The 20167-nt window shown below is 58.7% G+C and carries 18 protein-coding genes; 5 read left to right on the forward strand and 13 right to left on the reverse strand.

Going from position 1 to position 20167, the window contains the following annotated elements:
- Positions 1 to 5: 5 nt before the first annotated feature.
- The 6 genes from PMI18_RS15950 to PMI18_RS15925 all read right to left on the reverse strand — a co-directional run bounded on the left by PMI18_RS15950 (position 6) and on the right by PMI18_RS15925 (position 7121).
- A complete protein-coding gene (locus PMI18_RS15950) occupies positions 6 to 1661 on the reverse strand; it encodes a PqiB family protein (protein WP_007900266.1) in 1656 nt (551 codons plus the stop codon).
- Positions 1642 to 2346, reverse strand: a complete 705-nt coding sequence (locus tag PMI18_RS15945) for a paraquat-inducible protein A (protein WP_007900268.1) — start codon at positions 2344 to 2346, stop codon at positions 1642 to 1644. The genes PMI18_RS15950 and PMI18_RS15945 overlap by 20 nt, the downstream gene beginning before the upstream one ends.
- Complete coding sequence (locus tag PMI18_RS15940; RefSeq protein WP_007900269.1) at positions 2343 to 2939, reverse strand: paraquat-inducible protein A; 597 nt, start codon at positions 2937 to 2939, stop codon at positions 2343 to 2345. Before PMI18_RS15940 ends, PMI18_RS15945 begins: the two co-directional genes overlap by 4 nt.
- A gap of 282 nt (positions 2940 to 3221) precedes the next feature.
- Positions 3222 to 4523 (reverse strand): NAD(P)/FAD-dependent oxidoreductase, encoded by a 1302-nt coding sequence (locus PMI18_RS15935; protein ID WP_007900271.1) that lies wholly within the window; start codon positions 4521 to 4523, stop codon positions 3222 to 3224.
- A complete protein-coding gene (locus tag PMI18_RS15930) occupies positions 4520 to 5608 on the reverse strand; it encodes a polyamine ABC transporter substrate-binding protein (protein ID WP_007900281.1) in 1089 nt (362 codons plus the stop codon). Before PMI18_RS15930 ends, PMI18_RS15935 begins: the two co-directional genes overlap by 4 nt.
- 154 nt (positions 5609 to 5762) lie before the next feature.
- A complete protein-coding gene (locus PMI18_RS15925) occupies positions 5763 to 7121 on the reverse strand; it encodes a glutamine synthetase family protein (RefSeq protein WP_007900282.1) in 1359 nt (452 codons plus the stop codon).
- 160 nt (positions 7122 to 7281) lie between these two features.
- On the opposite strand from PMI18_RS15925, the gene PMI18_RS15920 reads away from it, so the two are divergent.
- Together PMI18_RS15920 and PMI18_RS15915 are read left to right on the forward strand one after the other, a co-directional pair.
- Positions 7282 to 8208, forward strand: a complete 927-nt coding sequence (locus PMI18_RS15920; RefSeq protein ID WP_007900283.1) for a helix-turn-helix domain-containing protein — start codon at positions 7282 to 7284, stop codon at positions 8206 to 8208.
- Positions 8205 to 8510: a hypothetical protein gene (locus PMI18_RS15915; protein ID WP_007900284.1), complete on the forward strand. Its 306-nt coding sequence runs from the start codon at positions 8205 to 8207 to the stop codon at positions 8508 to 8510. Before PMI18_RS15920 ends, PMI18_RS15915 begins: the two co-directional genes overlap by 4 nt.
- Here PMI18_RS15915 and PMI18_RS15910 read toward each other — a convergent pair.
- From PMI18_RS15910 to PMI18_RS15900, 3 genes are read right to left on the reverse strand one after another with little or no spacing between them, the layout of a single operon-like run.
- Positions 8500 to 9549 carry a DUF2955 domain-containing protein gene (locus tag PMI18_RS15910; RefSeq protein ID WP_007900285.1) on the reverse strand — a complete coding sequence of 350 codons (1050 nt, stop codon included), beginning with the start codon at positions 9547 to 9549 and terminating at the stop codon, positions 8500 to 8502. The genes PMI18_RS15915 and PMI18_RS15910 overlap by 11 nt on opposite strands.
- A complete protein-coding gene (locus PMI18_RS15905; RefSeq protein ID WP_007900286.1) occupies positions 9539 to 10678 on the reverse strand; it encodes an HlyD family secretion protein in 1140 nt (379 codons plus the stop codon). The genes PMI18_RS15910 and PMI18_RS15905 overlap by 11 nt, the downstream gene beginning before the upstream one ends.
- 5 nt (positions 10679 to 10683) lie before the next feature.
- A complete protein-coding gene (locus tag PMI18_RS15900; RefSeq protein WP_007900287.1) occupies positions 10684 to 12207 on the reverse strand; it encodes an efflux transporter outer membrane subunit in 1524 nt (507 codons plus the stop codon).
- Positions 12208 to 12513: 306 nt separating this feature from the next.
- Here PMI18_RS15900 and PMI18_RS15895 point away from each other — a divergent pair, with 306 nt between their 5' ends.
- Positions 12514 to 13035 carry a transporter suffix domain-containing protein gene (locus PMI18_RS15895; RefSeq protein WP_007900294.1) on the forward strand — a complete coding sequence of 174 codons (522 nt, stop codon included), beginning with the start codon at positions 12514 to 12516 and terminating at the stop codon, positions 13033 to 13035.
- Positions 13036 to 13042: 7 nt separating this feature from the next.
- Here the strand turns inward: PMI18_RS15895 and PMI18_RS15890 are convergent, their stop codons facing one another.
- Positions 13043 to 13675 (reverse strand): response regulator, encoded by a 633-nt coding sequence (locus tag PMI18_RS15890; RefSeq protein ID WP_007900295.1) that lies wholly within the window; start codon positions 13673 to 13675, stop codon positions 13043 to 13045.
- Positions 13676 to 13708: 33 nt separating this feature from the next.
- The gene (locus PMI18_RS15885; protein WP_007900296.1) at positions 13709 to 15070 is read right to left on the reverse strand and encodes a cache domain-containing protein; all 1362 of its coding nucleotides are present in this window, start codon (positions 15068 to 15070) and stop codon (positions 13709 to 13711) included.
- A 356-nt stretch (positions 15071 to 15426) separates the two neighbouring features.
- Here PMI18_RS15885 and PMI18_RS15880 point away from each other — a divergent pair, with 356 nt between their 5' ends.
- Together PMI18_RS15880 and PMI18_RS15875 are read left to right on the forward strand one after the other, a co-directional pair.
- Positions 15427 to 17484 (forward strand): carbon starvation CstA family protein, encoded by a 2058-nt coding sequence (locus PMI18_RS15880; protein WP_007900297.1) that lies wholly within the window; start codon positions 15427 to 15429, stop codon positions 17482 to 17484.
- Positions 17485 to 17499: 15 nt separating this feature from the next.
- Positions 17500 to 17697, forward strand: coding sequence for a YbdD/YjiX family protein (locus tag PMI18_RS15875; RefSeq protein WP_007900300.1), 198 nt, complete (start codon positions 17500 to 17502; stop codon positions 17695 to 17697).
- A gap of 110 nt (positions 17698 to 17807) precedes the next feature.
- On the opposite strand, the gene PMI18_RS15870 is transcribed toward PMI18_RS15875, so the two are convergent.
- Positions 17808 to 18713, reverse strand: a complete 906-nt coding sequence (locus tag PMI18_RS15870) for an amino acid ABC transporter substrate-binding protein (protein ID WP_033036371.1) — start codon at positions 18711 to 18713, stop codon at positions 17808 to 17810.
- A gap of 47 nt (positions 18714 to 18760) precedes the next feature.
- Entirely contained in the window at positions 18761 to 20101 is a 1341-nt protein-coding gene (gene potE / locus PMI18_RS15865; protein ID WP_007900302.1) for a putrescine-ornithine antiporter, read from the reverse strand.
- Positions 20102 to 20167: the final 66 nt, after the last annotated feature.

Consider the following 20167-nt stretch of genomic DNA (forward strand, 5'->3'; position numbering starts at 1 on the left):
TGTGGTCAGTTGCGCGGTGGCGCCTTCATATCCATCGGTGCGGCGTTGTCGGGACGACCGCGAATCAGCGATTCCGGATGCCGGCCCAGGTAATCCGAGAGTTCACGCAAGGAGCGTGACATGCGCCCGAGTTCGTCCAGGGTCTGGGTCAACTGCTCCCGTTGCGGCGAATCCTCGGCCAAGGTCGAACTGGCCGATTGCAAGGCTTTGCTGACGTCCCCCAAGGTGGTCTGCACGCCGGGCAGGGTCCTGGCGTTGAACTGTACGAGGCCCTTGCGCAGTTCGACGAGGTTGCTGTCGAGATTGCCGGCAATGCGATCGATCGGTAGCTGGTTGATCTTGTTGACCATGTTTTCCAGTTTTTCCTGCAACTGCTCGAGGCTGCCAGGAATGGTGGGGATGGTGACGGGGCGGGCGGTTGGATCGAACACGACTTTCTCTGCATCGGGATAGAAGTCGAGCGCGATGTAGAGCTGGCCGGTCAACAGGTTGCCGCTACGGGCCTGGGCTCGCAGGCCGTTTTCGATGAAGCTGCCCATCAGCCGCACGCCAGCGGCTTCGTCATTCGGGTCATGCTTCAAGGCCTCGAGCATTTTGGTATGCGCCTGACCGAGGCGTTGCGGGTAGATCACGATGCCGACATTGACCGGGAAGCTGCGCTTTTTCGCGTCGAAATCCAGATTGACCGAGACGACTCTGCCAAATTCGATGCCAAGGAACTCCACCGGCGCGTCGATCTTCAGCCCGCGCAAGGCCTGATCGAAGCGCAAACTCAGGAACTGCCCCTTGCCAAAGGGGGGCGCGAGGGCGGTTTGCTGGTCTTCGAACAGGTCGAAGGCTTTATTCTCGCTGGCAGGCTGATCATTGGGGCTGTATTCCGGCGCGCGAAACGCGATGCCACCCACCAACAACGAAGACAGGGATTCGGTACTCACCGCAAAACCATTGGCACCCACGCTCACATCGATACCACTGGCATTCCAGAACCGGGTGTTCTGCGTGACGAAGACGTCATGGGGCGAATGCACGAAAATTTCGATGTTCACCCCTTTGCCGTCGGCATTCAGCGCATACGCCACCACTTGCCCGACTGGAATCTTGCGGTAATAGACCGGGGAGCCGATGTCCAGCGAGCCAAGGTCCTGGGTGTGCAGCATGAAGCGCTTGCCCGGCTCGCCATAGGTAATGGGCGGTGGGTTTTCCAGACCAATGAAGTGTTTGGAACGGACATTGGCCACGCCGATGTCGGCACCAATGTAATCGCCTGACAGCAGGGTATCGATGCCCGAGACGCCGCCGGCACCAATGCGCGGTCGCACGACCCAGAATTGCGAATCTTCGCGGGTGAAGTTTTCAGCCTGTTTGTCGAGTTTGATCGTGGCGTTAACGCTTTTCTGATCGTTGCTCAGCTTCACTTCCGAGACATGGCCGATGACCACGCTGCGGTATTTGACCTCGGTCTTGTTGGCCGTAAGACCGCTACCGGTCTTGAACGTGACGGTGATGGTCGGGCCTTCCTGCATCATGCTGTGTATCACCAGGGAGATCCCCACCAGCACCGCAACGATCGGCACAATCCACACCAGCGAAACGCTGAAGCGACGGGTCTTGATACTGGCCTGGCCGGGGTCTTGCGGCCCATCAGTGGCTTGCGACTTCATCCATGACCTCCTCGTTTGGTGGGTTGTTTCGCTTGTTATCCCGCTTGTTATCCCGCTCGTTATCCCGCTCGTTATCCCGCTCGTTATCCCAGATCAGCCGCGGGTCGAAACTCATGGCAGACAGCATGGTGAATACCACCACCAGACCAAAAAACAGAATGCCCAGACGCGGTTGGATATCGCCCAGGGCCTGGAATTTCACCAGTGCGGCGACCAGCGCGACAACAATCACATCGAGCATCGACCAGTAGCCGATCAGCTCGACGAAACGGTAAAGCTTGGAACGCTCCTTGCGCGCCCAAAGGCTGCCGCGTTGCACGGTGATCAGCAGCAGGGAGAGGGCAACGAACTTGATGCCTGGCACCGCGATGCTGGCGATGAAAATAATCAGGGCAATGTCCCACGCACCGTGTGCCCAGAACTCCAGCACCCCGCTCATGATGGTGCTGTCGGAGCCGCTGCCGAACAGACTGGTGTTCATCACCGGCAGCAGATTGGCCGGGATATAAAACACCAGCGAGGTCAGCAAGTAGGCCCATGTGCGGGTCAATGAGTTGGTTTTACGGGCATGCAGTGGCGCGCCGCAGCGGGGGCATTCGTGAGGATTATCCGTTATGTCGCAGGCCAGGCCGCAGCTATGGCACAGGCACAGGTTGAGTTCACTGGCGAACGGTGGCCGGTTCATAGGATGTCCCACAGTTCACGGACATCGCGCCCGGCGATGCGAATCAACAGCAGGCTGAGAACGGCCAGGGCAAACAGGCCGATGCCGGGTATGACGTCCAGCAACCCGGCGAGCTTGAACACTGCGACCATTGCGCCCAGCAGACAGACCTCGAGCATGCTCCAGGGCCTGAGGGTTTCCAGCCAGCGCATGCACAGCTTGAAGCCGGGCGAGCGCCGATGCCCGAGGGCGAAGCTCAGGACCCAGATCAGCAATACCAGTTGGAACAGCGGCGCGATGATGATGGATATCGCTGCCACCAGCGCAATAAAGGTGATCGGCCCCTGGCTCAACGCCAATACCGAATCCCACAGCGTCGCACTGTTTTTCAGACCCTTCAGGCTGATGCTCATGACGGGATAGAAATTGGCGAAAATCCACAACACCGTTGCCGTGAAGGCCAAGGCCAGACGCTGCTCCACAGACAGCGCGTTATAACGCTGGAGCACGCCGCCGCAGCAGGTGCACAGGGCTTTTTGATGTTTGGCGAGCGTGACTTTTTCATACACGCAGTCGCAGTGCTCGCAAATGATCAGTTGGTCAGTCGTAGCCATAGGCCGCACTCGCCAGGAGGCAGGAAAGTCAGAGCACTCCCTCAATATAGAAGTGACTTGCGATTGAGCAAATAAAAGACTGATCAAGGATGCCCTGGCCCCATCAAGATCAGATGGGCATTTGTGGCGAGGGGGCTTGCCCCCGTTGGGTCGCGAAGCGGCCCCAGAATTTGCCACGCATTCCGTCAGGCATACCGCATATAGAATATTGACGACTGCTGCGCAGCCGAACGGGGGCAAGCCCCCTCGCCACAGGTTTGTGTAAGGTTCTTGTCCCGAACTTCAGCCAAGCAATTCGCGCAGGCGATACCAGAACATGCCGAGGGCCAGCAGTGGCGAACGCAGGACTTTTCCACCAGGAAAGGTCATGTGTGGCACGGCGCTGAAAACGTCCAGCCCCTGGCTGTGCCCGGCATGAATCGCTTCGGCCAGCAACCGTGCGCACCAATGGGTCACGTTCAGGCCATGACCGGAGTAACCCTGGGCGTAGAACACGTTCGGGTACTGGCTCAAGCGTCCGGCCTGGGGAAAGCGGTTGGCGGTGATGCCGATCATGCCGCCCCATTGATAGTCGATGCGCACATCCGCCAATTGCGGGAAGACCTTGAGCATTTTTGGCCGCATATAAGCGCCGATATCCTCCGGATCGCGCCCGGAATAATGACAGGCACCGCCGAACAACAAGCGTCGATCCGCCGAGAGCCGATAGTAATCGAGGCCGACTTTCTGGTCGCACAGCGCCAGGTTCTGCGGGATCAATTGCGCGGCAACCTCAGGTGCCAAAGGCTCGGTGGCGATGATGTAACTGCCTGCCGGTAAAACCTTGCCGCTCAGGTGTGGTTCGAGTTCTTCCAGGTGCGCGTTGCAGGCCAGCACCAGACTACCGGCGCGCACCGTGCCGCCCGCGCAACGAACCTGAACGGTGCTGCCATGGATCAACTCCAGCACCGGGCTTTGTTCGAATATTCGCACCCCGAGGGATTCGGCAACGCGCGCTTCGCCAAGCACCAGATTCAGCGGATGCAGATGACCGGAGCCCATGTCGATCAGGCCTCCGGCATAAACATCGGAGCCCACCACTTGTTGGCGGATCTGCTCGGGGCCGACAAGTCGGGTTTCATGGCGGTAACCCAGTTCGGCGAGGCTTTGCAGTTCAGCCTTGAACGCCTCGAACTGCGCCGGGGTGTTGGCCAACTCGCAGAAGCCCCAGCGCAGGTCGCAATCGATCCCATGCTCGCGGATGCGGTTGCCCACCAGTTCCACCGATTCGATGCCTGCACGCTCCAAATAGCGCACGCCGTCCTGACCGACATATCGGGCGAAACCGCTGACGTCATGGCCGATGCCGCGGATCAGCTGCCCGCCGTTACGCCCGCTGGCGCCCCAGCCGATTCGCCGGCCTTCCAGCAGAATCACCGAGAGCCCACGCTGCGCCAGCTCGATCGCGGTGTTGACGCCGGTAAAACCGCCGCCCACCACGCAGACATCGGCCGTGAGATCGGAAGCCAGCACGGGGTAGGGCGCCAAGCTGTTGGCCGACGCGGCGTAATAGGAATGAGCGTGTTCGTTGTCGTACTGATTCATTGGTTGGACTTCACTTTGCTCCAGGAACGGGTCATCAGACGCATGATCGGCTGGGGCGGGGTGGTGGAGATGTAGAGCTTGTCGAGGACTTCCTGAGGAGGATAGACCTCTGGATTATTGACCAGCTCCGGGTCCATGTATTGCTTGGCCGCCGGGTTTGGATTGGCGTAACCGACCGAGGCGCTGACCTTGGCGATTACCTGCGGATCCAGCAGGTTGTTGATGAACGAGTGGGCTTCTTTCGGGTTGCTGGCGTCGGCGGGAATCGCTAGCAGGTCGAACCACAGGTTGCTGCCTTCCTTGGGGATCGAGTAGGCGATGTTCACGCCATTCTTCGCTTCCTTGGCACGGTTCGCCGCCTGGAACACATCGCCCGAATAGCCGAACGCAACGCAAATGTCGCCATTGGCCAGGTCCGACACGTACTTGGACGAATGGAAATAGGTGATGTAAGGCCGGATGGTCATCAGTTTGGCTTCGGCCTTTTTAAAGTCCTCGGGGTTTTCGCTGCGGGGGTCCATGCCCATGTAGTTCAGGACCGCCGGGAACACTTCATCGGCCGAATCCATCATCGACACGCCGCACTGACTGAGCTTCTTCAGGTTCTGCGGCTCGAAAAACACCGCCCAGGAATCGATGCGATCGATGCCCAGCACTTGCTTGACCTTGTCGACGTTGTAGCCAATGCCGTTGGTGCCCCACAGGTACGGCACCGAATGCTCATTGCCCGGATCGTTTTTTTCCAGCAAGGCCAATAGCTTCGGGTCGAGGTTCTTCCAGTTGGGCAACTGTGAGCGATCCAGTTTGAGGAACGCGCCGGCCTTCACCTGGCGCGCGAGGAAATGGTTGGAGGGCACTACCACGTCATAACCTGTGCGGCCGGCGAGCAGTTTGCCCTCAAGGGTTTCGTTGGAATCGAATACGTCGTAGATCACTTTGGTCCCGGTTTTCGCCTGGAAGTCGGCGAGGGTGGTCTCGCCGATGTAATCGGTCCAGTTGTAGACGCTCACACTTGATTGAGCGTGTGCAGTTACGCTGAAGAGCAAGGCCAGCGAGGCCGGAACCACGGATTTCAATAGACGCATATCGACACCTCTTAGAGTTATTGGATTTGTTCAGGCGTTTCTTGATCGTTCCCACGCTCTGCGTGGGAATGCCTCGACGGACGCTCCGCGTCCGCTTCTGGGACGCAGAGCGTCCCGGGCTGCGTTCCCACGCGGAGCATGGGAACGATCAGGATCAGACGCTGAGCAGCAGGAACTCGCGCTCCCAGGAGCTGATCACGCGCTTGAAGTTTTCGTGTTCGGCACGCTTGACCGCGACGTAACCCCGGACGAATTTGCTGCCCAGATAGCGCTCGATGGTTTCGCACTCTTCCATGCGTGTCAGTGCGTCCTCGATGGTGATCGGCAGGCGCAGATTGCGTCGCTCGTAGGCACGGCCCTGCACGGCAGCACTCGGCTCGACCTTTTCGACCATGCCCAGATAACCGCACAAAAGGCTCGCGGCAATCGCCAGGTAAGGGTTGGCATCGGCGCCCGGCAAGCGGTTTTCCACGCGCATGGCGTCGGGGCTGGAGGTCGGTACGCGCAGGCCGACGGTGCGGTTTTCTTCGCCCCATTCAACATTGACCGGCGCCGAGGTGTCGGGCAGGAAGCGGCGGAACGAATTGACGTTGGGCGCAAACATCGGCAGCACTTTGGGAATGTATTTTTGCAAGCCGCCGATATGGTGCAGGAACAGCTCGCTCATCTGCCCGTCGGCATCGGCGAAAATCGGCTGGCCGGTGGCAATGTCCACCACGCTCTGGTGCAGGTGCATGGCGCTGCCGGGCTCGTCGCCGATCGGTTTGGCCATGAAGGTCGCGGTGACGTTGTGCTTGAGTGCCGCTTCGCGCAGGGTGCGTTTGAACACGGTAATCTGGTCCGCCAGATCCAGTGCGTCGCCGTGACGGAAATTGATTTCCATCTGCGCCGGGCCGTCTTCGTGGATCAGCGTGTCGAGGTCCAGGCCCTGGAGTTCACACCAGTCATAAACGTCTTCAAACAGTGGATCGAACTCGTTGGCGGCGTCGATGGAAAACGACTGACGACCGCTTTCCGCTCGGCCGGAGCGTCCCAGTGGCGCCTTGAGCGGCAAGTCCGGGTCTTCGCAGCGCTGGGTCAGGTAAAACTCCATTTCTGGCGCGACAATCGGCTTCCAGCCTTTGTCGGTGTAGAGCTGCAGCACTTTCTTCAGCACGTTGCGCGGCGACAGTTCGATGGGATTGCCGAACTTGTCGAACGTGTCATGGATCACGATGGCGGTGGGTTCGATAGCCCATGGAATGACGTAAACCGCGTCGGCAACGGGCTTGCAGACCATGTCGATGTCGGCCGGGTCGAGCAGGTCGTAGTAGATGTCGTCGTCGACAAAATCCCCGGTTACCGTTTGCAACAGCACACTTTCCGGCAGGCGCATGCCTCGCTCATGCAGGAACTTGTTGGTGGGTGCAATCTTGCCGCGAGCAATGCCGGTCAAGTCGCTGACCACACACTCGACCTCGGTAATCTTGTGATCTTTCAGCCACGTGAACAGCTGATCGAAAGGGGCATTCATAAAAACCTCATTGTTGGTTTGATTGACGCCGGGGAGGCGGCTTCATCCACCGAACACTTCCCCTGTGGCGCGTTGACGACTATCTTGGGTGAGCCTTGCCGTTCCATCTATCCACTTTAAACCGCACAAAGCGCACCAAAAGAGTGCGTGAGGCACCCCCATGACAGCGTGCAATCCGTTGCAGGTTCAAGCGTTCAACACCGCCGACGTGGCCGAGCAAATCCGCGCCACACCGGGTTGGGTGCAGCACTATCAGCAAATGTCCCCGGGGCATTTCGCCGGAAGGGTGCGCTATCTGGATTTGCAAGGCGTCGAGATTTACGAGGAACAGATGAACACCCGGGTCGAGCAGAATTTCAGCGCCCCGCAAGGCTCGCTGGCGTTCTGTTTCGATCGCAGCGACAACTCGCTGTACGTGCTGAACGGTGAAAGCCGCAACATCTGGATCACCCCGGAGAACTACCAGGAAATCGCCGTGGTGTTCGGTCCGGCATTCGTTCAGCGGCATGGTCTGGACGTGGCGCGGCTCGAAGGCTTGTTCATGTCGCCGCTCAATTCAGGGCAGAACGCGCTGTTCAGCCGCTGGCTGAGCGGGACCTTGACGCGGCTGACGCAGACGCTGGATCCTCCGAGCAAAGAGGCGTTGACCCAGCAACTGTTGGAGGACTGTTTGTACATCCTCGATAACGCCTGTGTGTGCCTTGATCGCGCAGGTTTGCAGCGTCGGGCGGACGAGCGAACGATCATGAAGCGCGTCGCCGAATGGGCCGCCGATACGCCAGAAGAAACCCTCAATTTGCTGGAGCTGTCCCAGGTGGCCGGGGTTTCGCTGCGTCAGTTGCAGCATGCGTTCAAGGCGTATACCGGGATGACACCCACGCATTGGTTGCGCTTGCGTCGGCTCAACAGCGCGCGCCGCGAATTACTCAGGCGAACGGCCGGGGAAACGACGGTCGCGCAAGTGGCGATGAATTGGTCGTTCTGGCATTTGGGACGGTTTTCCAGCAGTTATCGAGCGTTGTTCCAGGAACTTCCCAGCGAAACGCTGGCCCGCAAACACAGTGGACCGTGTCGGAGAACATCATGAGTCGGTTAACGTCGTTCAGCCTGTTTGCCGTCATGTCGATGGTCTATACGCCGGTTCAGGCAGAAGCGGTCGTGCCCTTGAACGGGCAGAGTTCGCAACAAATCCAGCTGGACATCAACGATTGCAGCAACGTCACGGTCAGCCAGAGCACCTCTAGCCCGCCACCCTCGGAGGATGCTGCGGTGGATGCTACGCAGGTACGAGGACGTCAACACGACGAGTTTTATGAGCAGGTCGAGGTCGATGTGAAACAGCACTATCACGGCTGCCTGCAAGGGCGGGGTTATCAGGTCACTCCGTGAGCTGAGTGACACGTGGATTGCGCTGCCGCCGATCAAGTAGGTGGACCATCAGCAAGGCATAGAGCGTGAGGGCGATAAACAATCCCATGCGCACGGCGAAGGCGGTATAGACGTCTTTCCCTGCGAGGCTGTCCTGAACCGACTGACCCAGCAGGATGATCAGCGTGACCAGGCTGTTGAGCCAGAACCCCGGGGTTTGTCGGGTCGGGCTCAGGGCATAGAGCTTGCGCGCCAACAGCAAGCCGAACAGCAGCATCCACAGAAAGAACATCCACAAGTGCACGAACAGGCTGAGCGCGCACCAGAAGCCAACAGCCAACAGCCCGCCCATGAAGGTCGAACCGAGCAATTCATGGGCAGCGTTGCGCGTCGTTGTCGTCGAACTCTGTTGGCCAAGACTGACCGCTTTCAAAATGATCGGCAGATAGCTCGCCGGGTCGATCAGGGCCAACAGGAATGCCGGTATGACAATCAGGGTTGCACGCAGTGCAACTCTGCCCACTTCTTGCTCCGGAAAAGCGCTGGCGGCGGGTGGGGACGGCGCATTGGCGGGGTCGGGAAACAGCCAGTGACTAATCCCCACAACGAGAACGGCGAGGATCAACCCCTTGACCAGGGCACCGATGACCATCATCGCCAGATCGAACTCGGCGACGCCGGCCGAAGAAATCATCGTCAGACCAATGATCATGAAGGTCATGATCAAGGCGTTGCCGCCGCGCAGGCCAAAACCAAACGCCAGGAACATACTGACGCCAATCAGCAGCACGCCGGTAATCGGGTAATAACGCAGGATCGGTATCAACAACAGGCCGACGCCGGTGGTTAACATCGCAGCCAGAGCGAGAATCAATCCAGCCTTGAATGGCAGCGGCCGATTGAGGGAAGCCAACAGCAACACAGCCAGCACCGGCGCGAGAAAAGGGATCGGCAAGCCCAGGCCGAAGCTGGCCGCCAGGCACAATGCGGTGCCTGTGCCCATACGCAACGCACGCTGAACCCGGGGCGTGCGCTTGGCAGGCAAGCGTTTAATAGGCATAGCTCAGCCAGCTCATGAGTCCCACGAACAAACGACCGAGCAGGTTCAACGGGTTGTCTTGAGTCGGGAATGCCATCACTTCAGCCTGCCCACCGGCACGGATGGCGCGGCTGGCGAACAGCGTTTTCCTTGAGTCCTCGGAAAACTCGATAATCACCGGAAAACGCTGGGCCGGACGCAGCCAGTCGCGGCTGTTCTGCACACTGGGAAGGCTGCCGGGCGCAGTGCTCTGCCCGACGCTGACACCGTAGCCGACACTGCGCACACGACCCTCGAAAACCCTCCCCGGCAAGGCATCCAGCACGATCGAAACAGGGGTGCCGACCTCGACCAGGCCAAGGTTGTTTTCGGTCATGTCTGCGCTGATCCACACATCGTGGATGGCAATCAGGGTCATGACCGGGCTGCCGGCAGTGGCGAACTGTCCAACATCGGTGCGCAGATCGGTGATCAGTCCCGCCGACCGTGCACGTATCTGCGTGTTGGACAAGTCCAGTTCGGCTTTTGACAACGCCGTGGCGGCGCTGCGCAACAGCGCGTTGTCTTCCTCGCTGCCGCCTTCCTGTTCCCGTGCTCGCTGGACTTCGGCATGGGCTGCGGCGACCTGGCTTACAGCCTGTTCACGGTTGGCCCGAGAGACTTCAAGCAAGCGCACGGAAATAGTGCCAGGATCTTCGCGATACAAACCTTCAAGACGCTGATTGTCCTGCCGCGCCTTGAGTTCATTGGCCTGGGCGGCGCGCAAATTGGCTTGAGCCGAAGCAATGCCGGCGGTGCTCGCACCGATCTGGCGGCGTGTGGACTCAAGGTCTGCACGTGCGCGGTCGACGGCTATTTGATAGGGCTGCTGGTCCACTTCAAACAGCACATCGCCCGCCTTGACGTCCTGGTTGTTGCGCACATTTACACGGATCACCTGGCCAGCCACTTCGGAGGCCACCGGAATCACAAAAGCGCCCACCCGAGCCTGTTGCGTATACGGTGTGAAACGGTCAGCCAACAGGTACCAGACCAGGCTCAGGACGATCAGCAGCAATACCCATTTGATGCCCTTTTTTGCAGGCTCGGCGGCAGGCTCGGATGCCTTGGGGGAGGGCGCCTCAGTGACGGGCGGCGAGGGTTCAGTCATCGGCTTTAACCTTCTGGCTCGGGATAGGAGGCTTGCGAAGGGGCCGGCTCATTCAGCAGGTTGCCCCAGTCGGTACGTTGTTCCATTTGTTGGCGAGTGTTTTGATCGACTGTCGGCTGGGCGCTGTACCACCCACCGCCAAGGGCTTTGTACAGCGCGATCAGGTTGCTCACGGCATTACTGCGGCTGAGCAGGTAATTGTCCTGCTGTTCGAGCAATGCGCGTTGAGCGTCCAGCACGCGCTGGAAGTCGGAGTAACCTTCCCGGTATTGGGTGTTGGCCAGGCTCAACGAACGCGCGGCGGCGACCTGCGCCTCACCCAGAATGCGCTCGCGTTCCAGCGATTTGATCAAGCTGCTGGCAGCATCATCGGCCTCTCGTGCGGCCTGGCGGACTTTCTCGCGATAGACCTCAATCAGCTGCTGCAACCGCGCATCCTGTATACGCACGTTGTTGCTGATCTGGCCGTGGTCAAACAGGTTCCAGCGCAAACTGGGTCCGCCGATCAGGTCCAGGCTATTGGAGGTGCCGCTCAACGTATCGGTGGTCCAGACAATGCTGCCCAACAAGGTCAGCGACGGATAGAAGTCGGTTTGCGCGACACCGATCAGAGCCGACTGGGCCGCGACATTGAGTTCGGCAGCGCGCACGTCCGGTCGACGCAACAACAGGTTGGCCGGCACGTCTTGCAGCACGGCTTGGTCCACCAGCGGGATCAGTCCCTCGTGTTCAAGCAATTGGGGCAGGGCGCTGGGGGGCTGTCCGATCAGCACAGCCAGCGCGTTACGGGTGCGCACTACTTGCGCCTCAAAATCCGGAATGCTGCTCAAGGTGCCCAGGTATTGGGTCTTGGCTTGTTGCACGTCGAGTTCGGCGCTCTGGCCACTGTTGAACAGTTTTTCGGTGATCTCAAAGTTGCGCTTTTGCTGCTCGGCGTTTTCTCGGGCGACGCGCAATCGCGCCTCGGTGGTGCGCAACGAAAAGTAGGTATCGGCCACCTGAGCACGCAGCAGTACCAGGACGTCTTCATAGTTGGCCTGAGCCGCAAAGTAACTGGCATCGGAGGACTCGATGGCGCGACTGAAACGCCCCCAGAAGTCCAGCTCCCAACCGACGTCAAAGCCCGCGCTGTGTTGCCAGAAGTGGCTGTCTTGCGGGTTGTTGCCGCCAGACTGCTTGCGGTTGAAGTACAGACTGTCGGCGCTGGCCTGTTGCAGTTGCGGATAGCGCCCGCTTTGCGCAATACCCAACCGGGCACGGGCTTCCATGACGCGAAGGCCGGCAATTTTCAGGTTGGAATTGTGCGCATCCGATTCGGCGATCAGGGCGTCGAGGACCGGGTCGGCGAACACCTGCCACCACTGGCGAATGTCGGGGTTCAGGCTTCGTTGGCTGGCTTGCTCCAGCGCGGGGCTGCTCCAGAGTTTTGTCCAGGCTTCGCCGGGGGGCTGAAAATCCGGCCCCAGACGGACACAGCCGCCAAGACCGAGGGTGCATAGAATAAGCAGCCGAGCCGAGCGCGTCAGCATCGTTGCACTGATAGTAGATCTTGGGAAAACGTCATCCGAACATCCCCAATATTGAATGCCTGGGCAAGATTCTGTAGGAGCGAGCGGTGCGGCGATCCGACTTGCCCGCGAAGAATGCACCGCGGTTTTTAAGGTATTACGCGTCATCGTTCTTCGCGGGCAAGCCTCGCTCCTACAGGATTTGGTTTCGCTTAGGTTAGTACAGCTGTGACAAATACAAGGTCATGTTGAATGATCCGGGATCGACTAACTGCTACGCTTCTGAAGATCTATTAATCCCGGCCAAAAAAGAAGGTTAAGAAGACCATGAGCAACCCTCAGGATGACAATGCATCTAGTTCCGCTGGTTGGCGCTTCAAACTGGGCATCGCGATTATCTGTTTGATGCTGGGATCCTGGCTGATGGTGCCTCTCGCTGCCGCAGTAGATGTGCCCGGCTCAAAGATCGCGGCACTGACAGGCGTTTTGTTTATCAGCAACAAGGTTCTGTTGATTCTGGTCATTGCCATTATGGGCAAATCCGGCTTTCAGCAACTCAAGCGCAGCATGTTCGGTTACGTCTCCACACTTGCACCGGCAGACGTGGAAGTAGGCCCGGCTCGCCATAGAATCGGTCTTGTGATGTTTTGCCTGCCGCTGATCTCGGCATTTCTCGAACCTTACATAGATACTATCTGGCCGGGGTTGAGACCCAATATCTGGCAGCTCCAGGCGCTGGGCGATGCCATGTTGATCGGCAGCATTTTCGTGCTGGGGGGGAATTTCTGGGACAAGGTACGCGCCTTGTTCATTCGCACGGCACGTGTCGTTAACACAAATGCGGTGTGAATCGCCTCTAGCGCGAAATGATCCCGTGATCGATCGCGTATTTTACGAGGGCGGCGGGTTTGTCGATGTTGAGCTTGCGACGGATGCTCAGGCGATGGGTTTCTACAGTCCGGACACTGATATCCAGTTCGCGAGCCATTTCCTTGTTGTTCAGCCCCTGAGCCATCTTGTACAGCACCTGGCTTTCGCGCGGAGTCAGCTCGTTGTCGGTACTTTTATCGGCAATGAGCCGCTGTGCGATTTCGGCACTGTAGAACGTCCCGCCACTGACAATAGCTTCGATTGCCGCAATGATTTCCCGTGAAGGCGCATTCTTCAGCACATAGCCGCTGGCGCCCGAACGAACGGATTCACTCACGTATTCATAGTTGTCGTACATGCTCAGCACCAGCACTTTGAGCGACGGGTACTGGCTGCGTAACAACCGCGTCAGCTCAAGGCCATTGATGTCCTTCAGGCTGATGTCGACCAGCAACAGATCCGGCTGGCAGCGCCCGACCATTTCAATGGCATCGGCGCCATTCTCGGCTTCTCCCACCACTTCCAGCTGCGTCATGACCGCCAGCAGCGATTTGATTCCGTCGCGGACCAGGGAGTGATCGTCGACCAGAGCGACGCGGATCGGGTAGGGCAGGTTCATCGCAGGCATTCACTCTAATTGTTATGGGGTGAGTCAGCGTTCTGTACCGGGCAGTTTCATCGGCAGCAGCACGTCCAGCTCACTTCTTCCCGGCATCGAGGTCAGGTCGAATCGACCGCCAAAATGCTCGACACGTTCACGGATGTTGCGCAGGCCAATGCCAGCGTGACGACGTTCGACCTGAGTGACGTTGAAACCGATACCGTCATCGACCACCGTCAACTGTACGGACTTTTCAGAGCCGTGCAGGGTAATGATGACGTTTTTTGCCTGTGCGTGGCGTTCGATATTGGTCAGGGCTTCTTGCACGATGCGAAACAACGAGACGGCAGCGCCATCGACCAGGTGACAGTCGAATTCGTTATCGTTGAAGGTCACGACAAGACCGCTGCGCTGCTCGAACTCGGCGGCGAGCTGACCGATCGCCGCCGGCAGGCCGAGGGTGTCGAGCAGCGACGAGCGCAGGTCGTGAGACAGGCTGCGAACTTCGCCAATCGCGTCTCCGAGGCGCTGCGTGGCGTCTCTTAAAATGCCCAATCCCTTGTCTTGTCCGTTCTCCAGCACATGGCTGGCCAGTTCGAACTGAAACTTGATCGACACCAGTAGCTGGCTGATGCCGTCGTGCAGCTCTCGGGAAACCCGTGACCGTTCTTCCTCTTGAAGGCTGACAATGCGTTGGGTCAGACGCTGGAGTTTTTTGTCGGCCAGGCGATGCTCGCTGACGTTTAGCGTCATGCCGCTGGCGAAGACAAACAGCACCGCCACAAGGGCCACCACGGCAATCGCCAGCATGGTTTTGCGGATGCCCTGAGCCACCTCGGCACGTGCTTGTTGGGTGGCGCGTTCGACGTCTTCAAGGTAGATGCCGGTGCCGAGCATCCAGCCCCAATGGTCGAGCATCACCACGTAGGCGAGCTTGTCGGTCACCTGGCCGGAAGAGGGTTTGTTCCAGGCGTAACGTTGAAAACCTTCGCCCGATTGCGCACTTTTGAGCAACGCCTGGATCACCGGCAGGCCATGAGGGTCCGTCATGTTCCACAGGTATTTGCCCACCAGCTCAGACTGGCGCGCGTGCATCAGACTGCGACCTTCGCGGTCGTAGACGAAGAAGTAGCCGTTGATGCCAAAGCTGAGCTTGCGCAGTTCTTCGAGCACTTGTTGCTGTGCGCGCTCATCACCCCGACCGTTGTCGTACAGCGGCGCGATCAGGCTCTGTGCCATTTCGACATAGTTTTTCAGTTCTGCGCGCTTGCTGGCCAGAATGCTGTCTTCGATCAGTTGCGCCTGTTGATCACCCAGTTGGCGGTTCAGGGAAATCACCAGCGCGCAGATGACCGCGATCGCCAACACCAGCGGCAGAATCCCGAGCGCGACGATTTTGTGTTTGAGCTGCATCTCTACTCCTGGCCAGACCGAGGGAAGGCGAAGGCCCGGCATCATATGCCAAAGATACGCGCCTCCAGTAGCAGTGCTGGACAGAATGACCTGCGAAATGCAAAACCTTGTGGGAGCGAGCCTGCTCGCGATGGCGGTGGCACAGTCAACATCGACGCTGAATGTCAGCCCGCTATCGCGAGCAGGCTCGCTCCCACAGGTTTTGCGTTATCTACGTAGAACTACGTAGACACCGCGTACGTAGTAACGCGGATTTATTTGTCGACAGCATGGGCGGATATTGGGCCCGCTCCGCACTGCGGACACAATTATAATAATTACCGCCGCAGCTACTGGCTGTCGGCAGGAGACACGCTATGCCCCGTCTGGCTAAACACCTCGCCTGGTTTGCCGTGGCTGTCCTGGGAGCGTTTGCGCTAAGTGTCGTGGCCCTGCGCCGCGGCGAAGCCATCAACGCCCTCTGGATCGTAGTCGCAGCAGTCGCTATTTATCTCGTCGCATACCGCTATTACAGCCTGTTCATCGCCACCAAGGTGATGCAGCTCGACCCCAATCGAGCCACTCCCGCCGTACTCAACAACGATGGTCTGGACTACGTACCGACCAACAAACACGTACTCTTCGGACACCACTTCGCAGCCATCGCCGGCGCGGGGCCGCTGGTCGGTCCAGTATTGGCGGCGCAGATGGGCTACCTGCCCGGTACGCTGTGGCTGATTGCCGGCGTGGTGCTGGCCGGTGCGGTTCAGGACTTCATGGTCCTGTTCATGTCCACCCGTCGCAACGGTCGCTCTTTGGGCGACATGGTCCGTGAAGAAATGGGCCGCATCCCCGGGACCATCGCGCTGTTTGGCTGCTTCCTGATCATGATCATCATCCTCGCGGTGCTGGCGCTGATCGTGGTCAAGGCTTTGGCCGAAAGCCCGTGGGGCATGTTCACAGTGATGGCGACCATCCCGATCGCGATGTTCATGGGCATCTACATGCGTTACATCCGCCCGGGTCGCATCGGTGAAATCTCGGTGATCGGCGTGGCGTTGCTGCTGGGTTCGATCTGGCTGGGCGGGCAGATTGCCGCTGACCCGGTGTGGGCCAAAGCCTTTACCTTCACCGGCATCCAGATTACCTGGATGCTGATTGGCTACGGTTTCGTCGCGGCAGTATTACCGGTGTGGCTGATTCTCGCCCCTCGCGATTACCTGTCCACCTTCCTCAAGATCGGCACCATCGTTGCGCTGGCGATCGGCATTCTGATCACTATGCCTGAGCTGAAAATGCCGGCATTGACGCAGTTCATCGACGGCACCGGGCCGGTGTGGAAGGGCGGTCTGTTCCCGTTCCTGTTCATCACCATTGCCTGTGGCGCGGTGTCGGGTTTTCATTCACTGATCGCTTCCGGCACCACGCCGAAGCTGCTCGCCAGTGAAGGCCATGCCCGTTACATCGGTTACGGCGGCATGCTGATGGAGTCCTTCGTGGCGATCATGGCGATGGTGGCCGCTTCGGTGATCGAGCCAGGTGTCTACTTCGCCATGAACAGCCCGGCAGCCATTGTCGGCACTGATGCTGTTACGGTTGCTCAGACGGTCAGCAGTTGGGGTTTCGCGATTACCCCGGAAGCCCTGCAAGCAGTGGCCAAGGACATCGGTGAAACCACCATCCTGGCCCGTGCCGGCGGTGCGCCGACCCTGGCGGTCGGTATTGCGCAGATCCTGCACCACGTTCTGCCGGGTGAAAACACCATGGCGTTCTGGTACCACTTCGCGATCCTGTTCGAAGCACTGTTCATCCTGACCGCGGTGGACGCCGGTACCCGTGCTGGACGCTTCATGCTGCAGGACTTGCTCGGCTCCTTCGTGCCTGCGCTCAAACGCACCGAGTCCTGGACCGCTAACCTGATTGCCACCGCCGGTTGCGTAGCGATGTGGGGTTACCTGCTGTACCAAGGCGTGATCGATCCACTGGGCGGGATCAATACCTTGTGGCCGCTGTTCGGTATCTCCAACCAGATGCTGGCCGGGATCGCCCTGATGCTCGCGACTGTTGTGCTGATCAAAATGAAACGCCAGCGCTATGTGTGGGTGACCATGCTGCCCGCCGTTTGGCTGCTGATCTGCACCACCACCGCAGGCTTCATCAAACTGTTCGACGCCAACCCGGCGATCGGCTTCCTCGCGCTGGCGAAGAAATACAGCGATGCCCTGGCCAACGGTCAAGTACTCGCGCCGGCCAAGAGCATCGAGCAGATGCAGCACGTGATCTACAACGCCTACACCAATGCAACGCTGACCGTGCTGTTTTTGCTCGTGGTGTTCAGCATCCTGTTCTTTGCACTCAAGGTCGGTATCGCCGCCTGGGGCACCAAAGAACGTACGGATAAAGAAGCACCATTCCAGGCGCTGCCGGATGCTTGATGGAGGAGGGTGCCCATGTTCAATGACCTGAGTCGCCTCGGTAAATACTTGGGTCAGGCTGCACGCTTGATGGTTGGCATGCCTGACTACGACACTTACGTTGAGCATATGCAAACCAAACATCCGGACAAACCGGTGATGAGCTACGAGGTGTTCTTTCGCGAACGTCAGGAGGCTCGTTACGGCAGCAAGGCGGGACCGAAGTGCTGTTGATGCGAAACATCTAAGCGGCATTTTGCTTTAGGAGCCCGGCCCGCCGGCGATAGCGATCTTCGAGACGCTACCGTTGGCAGGCCGGGCTTTTTTGTTTTTCAGGCTTGTCTCTACGGTATCGCATAGACCTTGAACAGCTTTTTGTCCGTGTCGGTAAGGCCTTGCAGGTGGGTGTCGTATGCCTGCTCGATCTCGCCCGATCGATACATTTCACTCAGCGCGGTGTCGACCAGCAAACGGAAATCTTCATCATCTCGATCCACCGCCATTGCAGTCGGCGAGTACTCAAAAACTCGATCCAGCAGGACCAGATTTCCTGCGGAATGGTTATTGGCGAGGAGATTCTTCAGCATCATGCGTTCGGCAAAAAAGGCATCGGCTTTGCCTTCGGCGACCATTTTGAGGCCAGCTTCAGTGTTCTCGACTGTGACCAGGGTAGCCACCACGCCGAGTAATCGCATTTTCTGACGGATCCATGCCTCGGTGACTCCGCCAGCGGTGGCGGCATAGGTTTGGTTGGACAGCCCATGGTTGACGGTCGCACGCCAGGTCGGTCCGGTATGGGCTACTTTGCCGTTTAGTACATTGAGCAACGCCTCAGGTGCTTCCTGGCGCACCACTGCCGAAAGGCCGGCCGTGTAGATCGGAACCGAGAAACTCACATGCTTGCGTCGCGCCAATGTGGGTGGCGTCGGCGTACAGAGGATGTCGATCTCGCCCGCGCTCACGGCACTCATCTCGTCGTTGATGGAGACGGGGCGGTAACGTACCTGCAACGCGGGCAAACCCAGTTCGGTCTTGATTTTGTCGGCGACCTTCAGACAAAGCTCGATCGCATAACCGCTGGCTTTGTCGCCTTCCTGGACGCTAAAAGGTGCGAAGTCCGGCAGGTAACCGAGGGTGAAGGTATTGTTCGCCCGCACGCGTTCAAGGGTATTGGCACCAGCCAGTACCGGCACCATTGTGAACAGGCAGACGAACAGCAAGTTAGTGGCTTTGGTCAGTTGTACGTTCATATCCTTGGCGCCCCACATTCGGATGTCTGCTGTCTTGAAGATTACAGCTAAGGATTGCCAGCCCTGGTCTGAGCGGTTGGAGACAAATCGACAAAACGCTTGGAGAGGAAGCCATAGAGCAAGTAGCCGAATGCAAGGACAATGAGGCCACCGAAAACGGCATCTTTGCCGCAGGCATAAAGGGCGTACAACGAATAGGCCACGGCGATCAGTAATAGCATCGTGTTGCGGGTGTAGATCCCTGTACTGACTTTGGCTTTGTACATCATGACCAACAGGCCGGTGGCGGCTGTCACGTATGGGATCAGGTTGGTCACCGCTGCCAGGCTGACGAGCTTTCCGAACTGGGCGCTGGCATTGGGCGAGATGGTCGACAGTGCCATCAAGGTCTGAAAGACGCCGCAGACGAGCATGCCGACGATGGGCGCATCCTGTGCGCTGACCTTGCTGAACAATTTCGGAAACATGCCTCTGTCAGCGGTCATCTTGGCCGTTTGCGCCAAGGTGAACTGCCAGCCCAGCAGCGAACCAACACAGGCCATCACTGCCAGCGCCATGACGATGTTGCCAACCACGGGGTTGAACATATATGCATAGACGAGCGCGAAGGGGGCCGAAGAGTTGGCCAGTTCGGCATTGGGTACGATGCCCTGGATAACCGTAGTCGACAGCACATACACCACTGCCGCACCCAGCGTGCCGAATAGACAGGCCAACGGTACGGTACGCTTGGGATCTTCCACAGCATCGGAGGCCTGTGCCGCCGACTCCATGCCAAGAAAAGCCCACAAGGTCAGGGGAATCGCCTTACTGATGGCGTCGGAAATCGGCAGGTTGTTCGGATTCCACGCGGCAATCAGCACATCGGGCTTGAACCAGAACCAACCGATGATGCTCAAGCCGGCCACCGGGATGATCACCCCCCACACGGTAATCGCGCCGATCTTGCCGGTGATACCGGGGCCACCGAAGTTGGCCACGGTGGTCAACCAGAGCAAGCCAACCGTACCGATGAACAGAGGAATGGCGCCACTGCCCAGCCAGGGCAAGAACGATGTCATGTAACCCACCGCGGAGATGGCGACGGCCACGTTGGCGATGCCCAGCGAGAGAAAGTACAGATACGAACAGAGGAAGAAGCCTGATTTGGCGTGCGCCTCTTCAGTGTAGGCAGACAACCCGCCTGAGCGCAGGCAGTAAATGCCGCACTGGGAAAAGCAGTAAGCGATAGCCATCGAACCGACGGCAGTGACGATCCATGACAGCAACGAAACGGCCCCGAGTTGGGCCATGCTCGTCGGCAACATGATGATACCCGACCCCATCATGTTCACCGTCACCAGAGTGGTGAGCCCCATGAGGCTCATTTTCTTGCTTGAGTCGGCCATCGCAAACTCCTTGATCTGCTCAACACATTGACCATAGCCCTGATTGCCATGCTCAACGTCGGGAAA

This window comes from Pseudomonas sp. GM102, from assembly GCF_000282555.1.
Taxonomy (GTDB): Bacteria; Pseudomonadota; Gammaproteobacteria; order Pseudomonadales; family Pseudomonadaceae; genus Aquipseudomonas.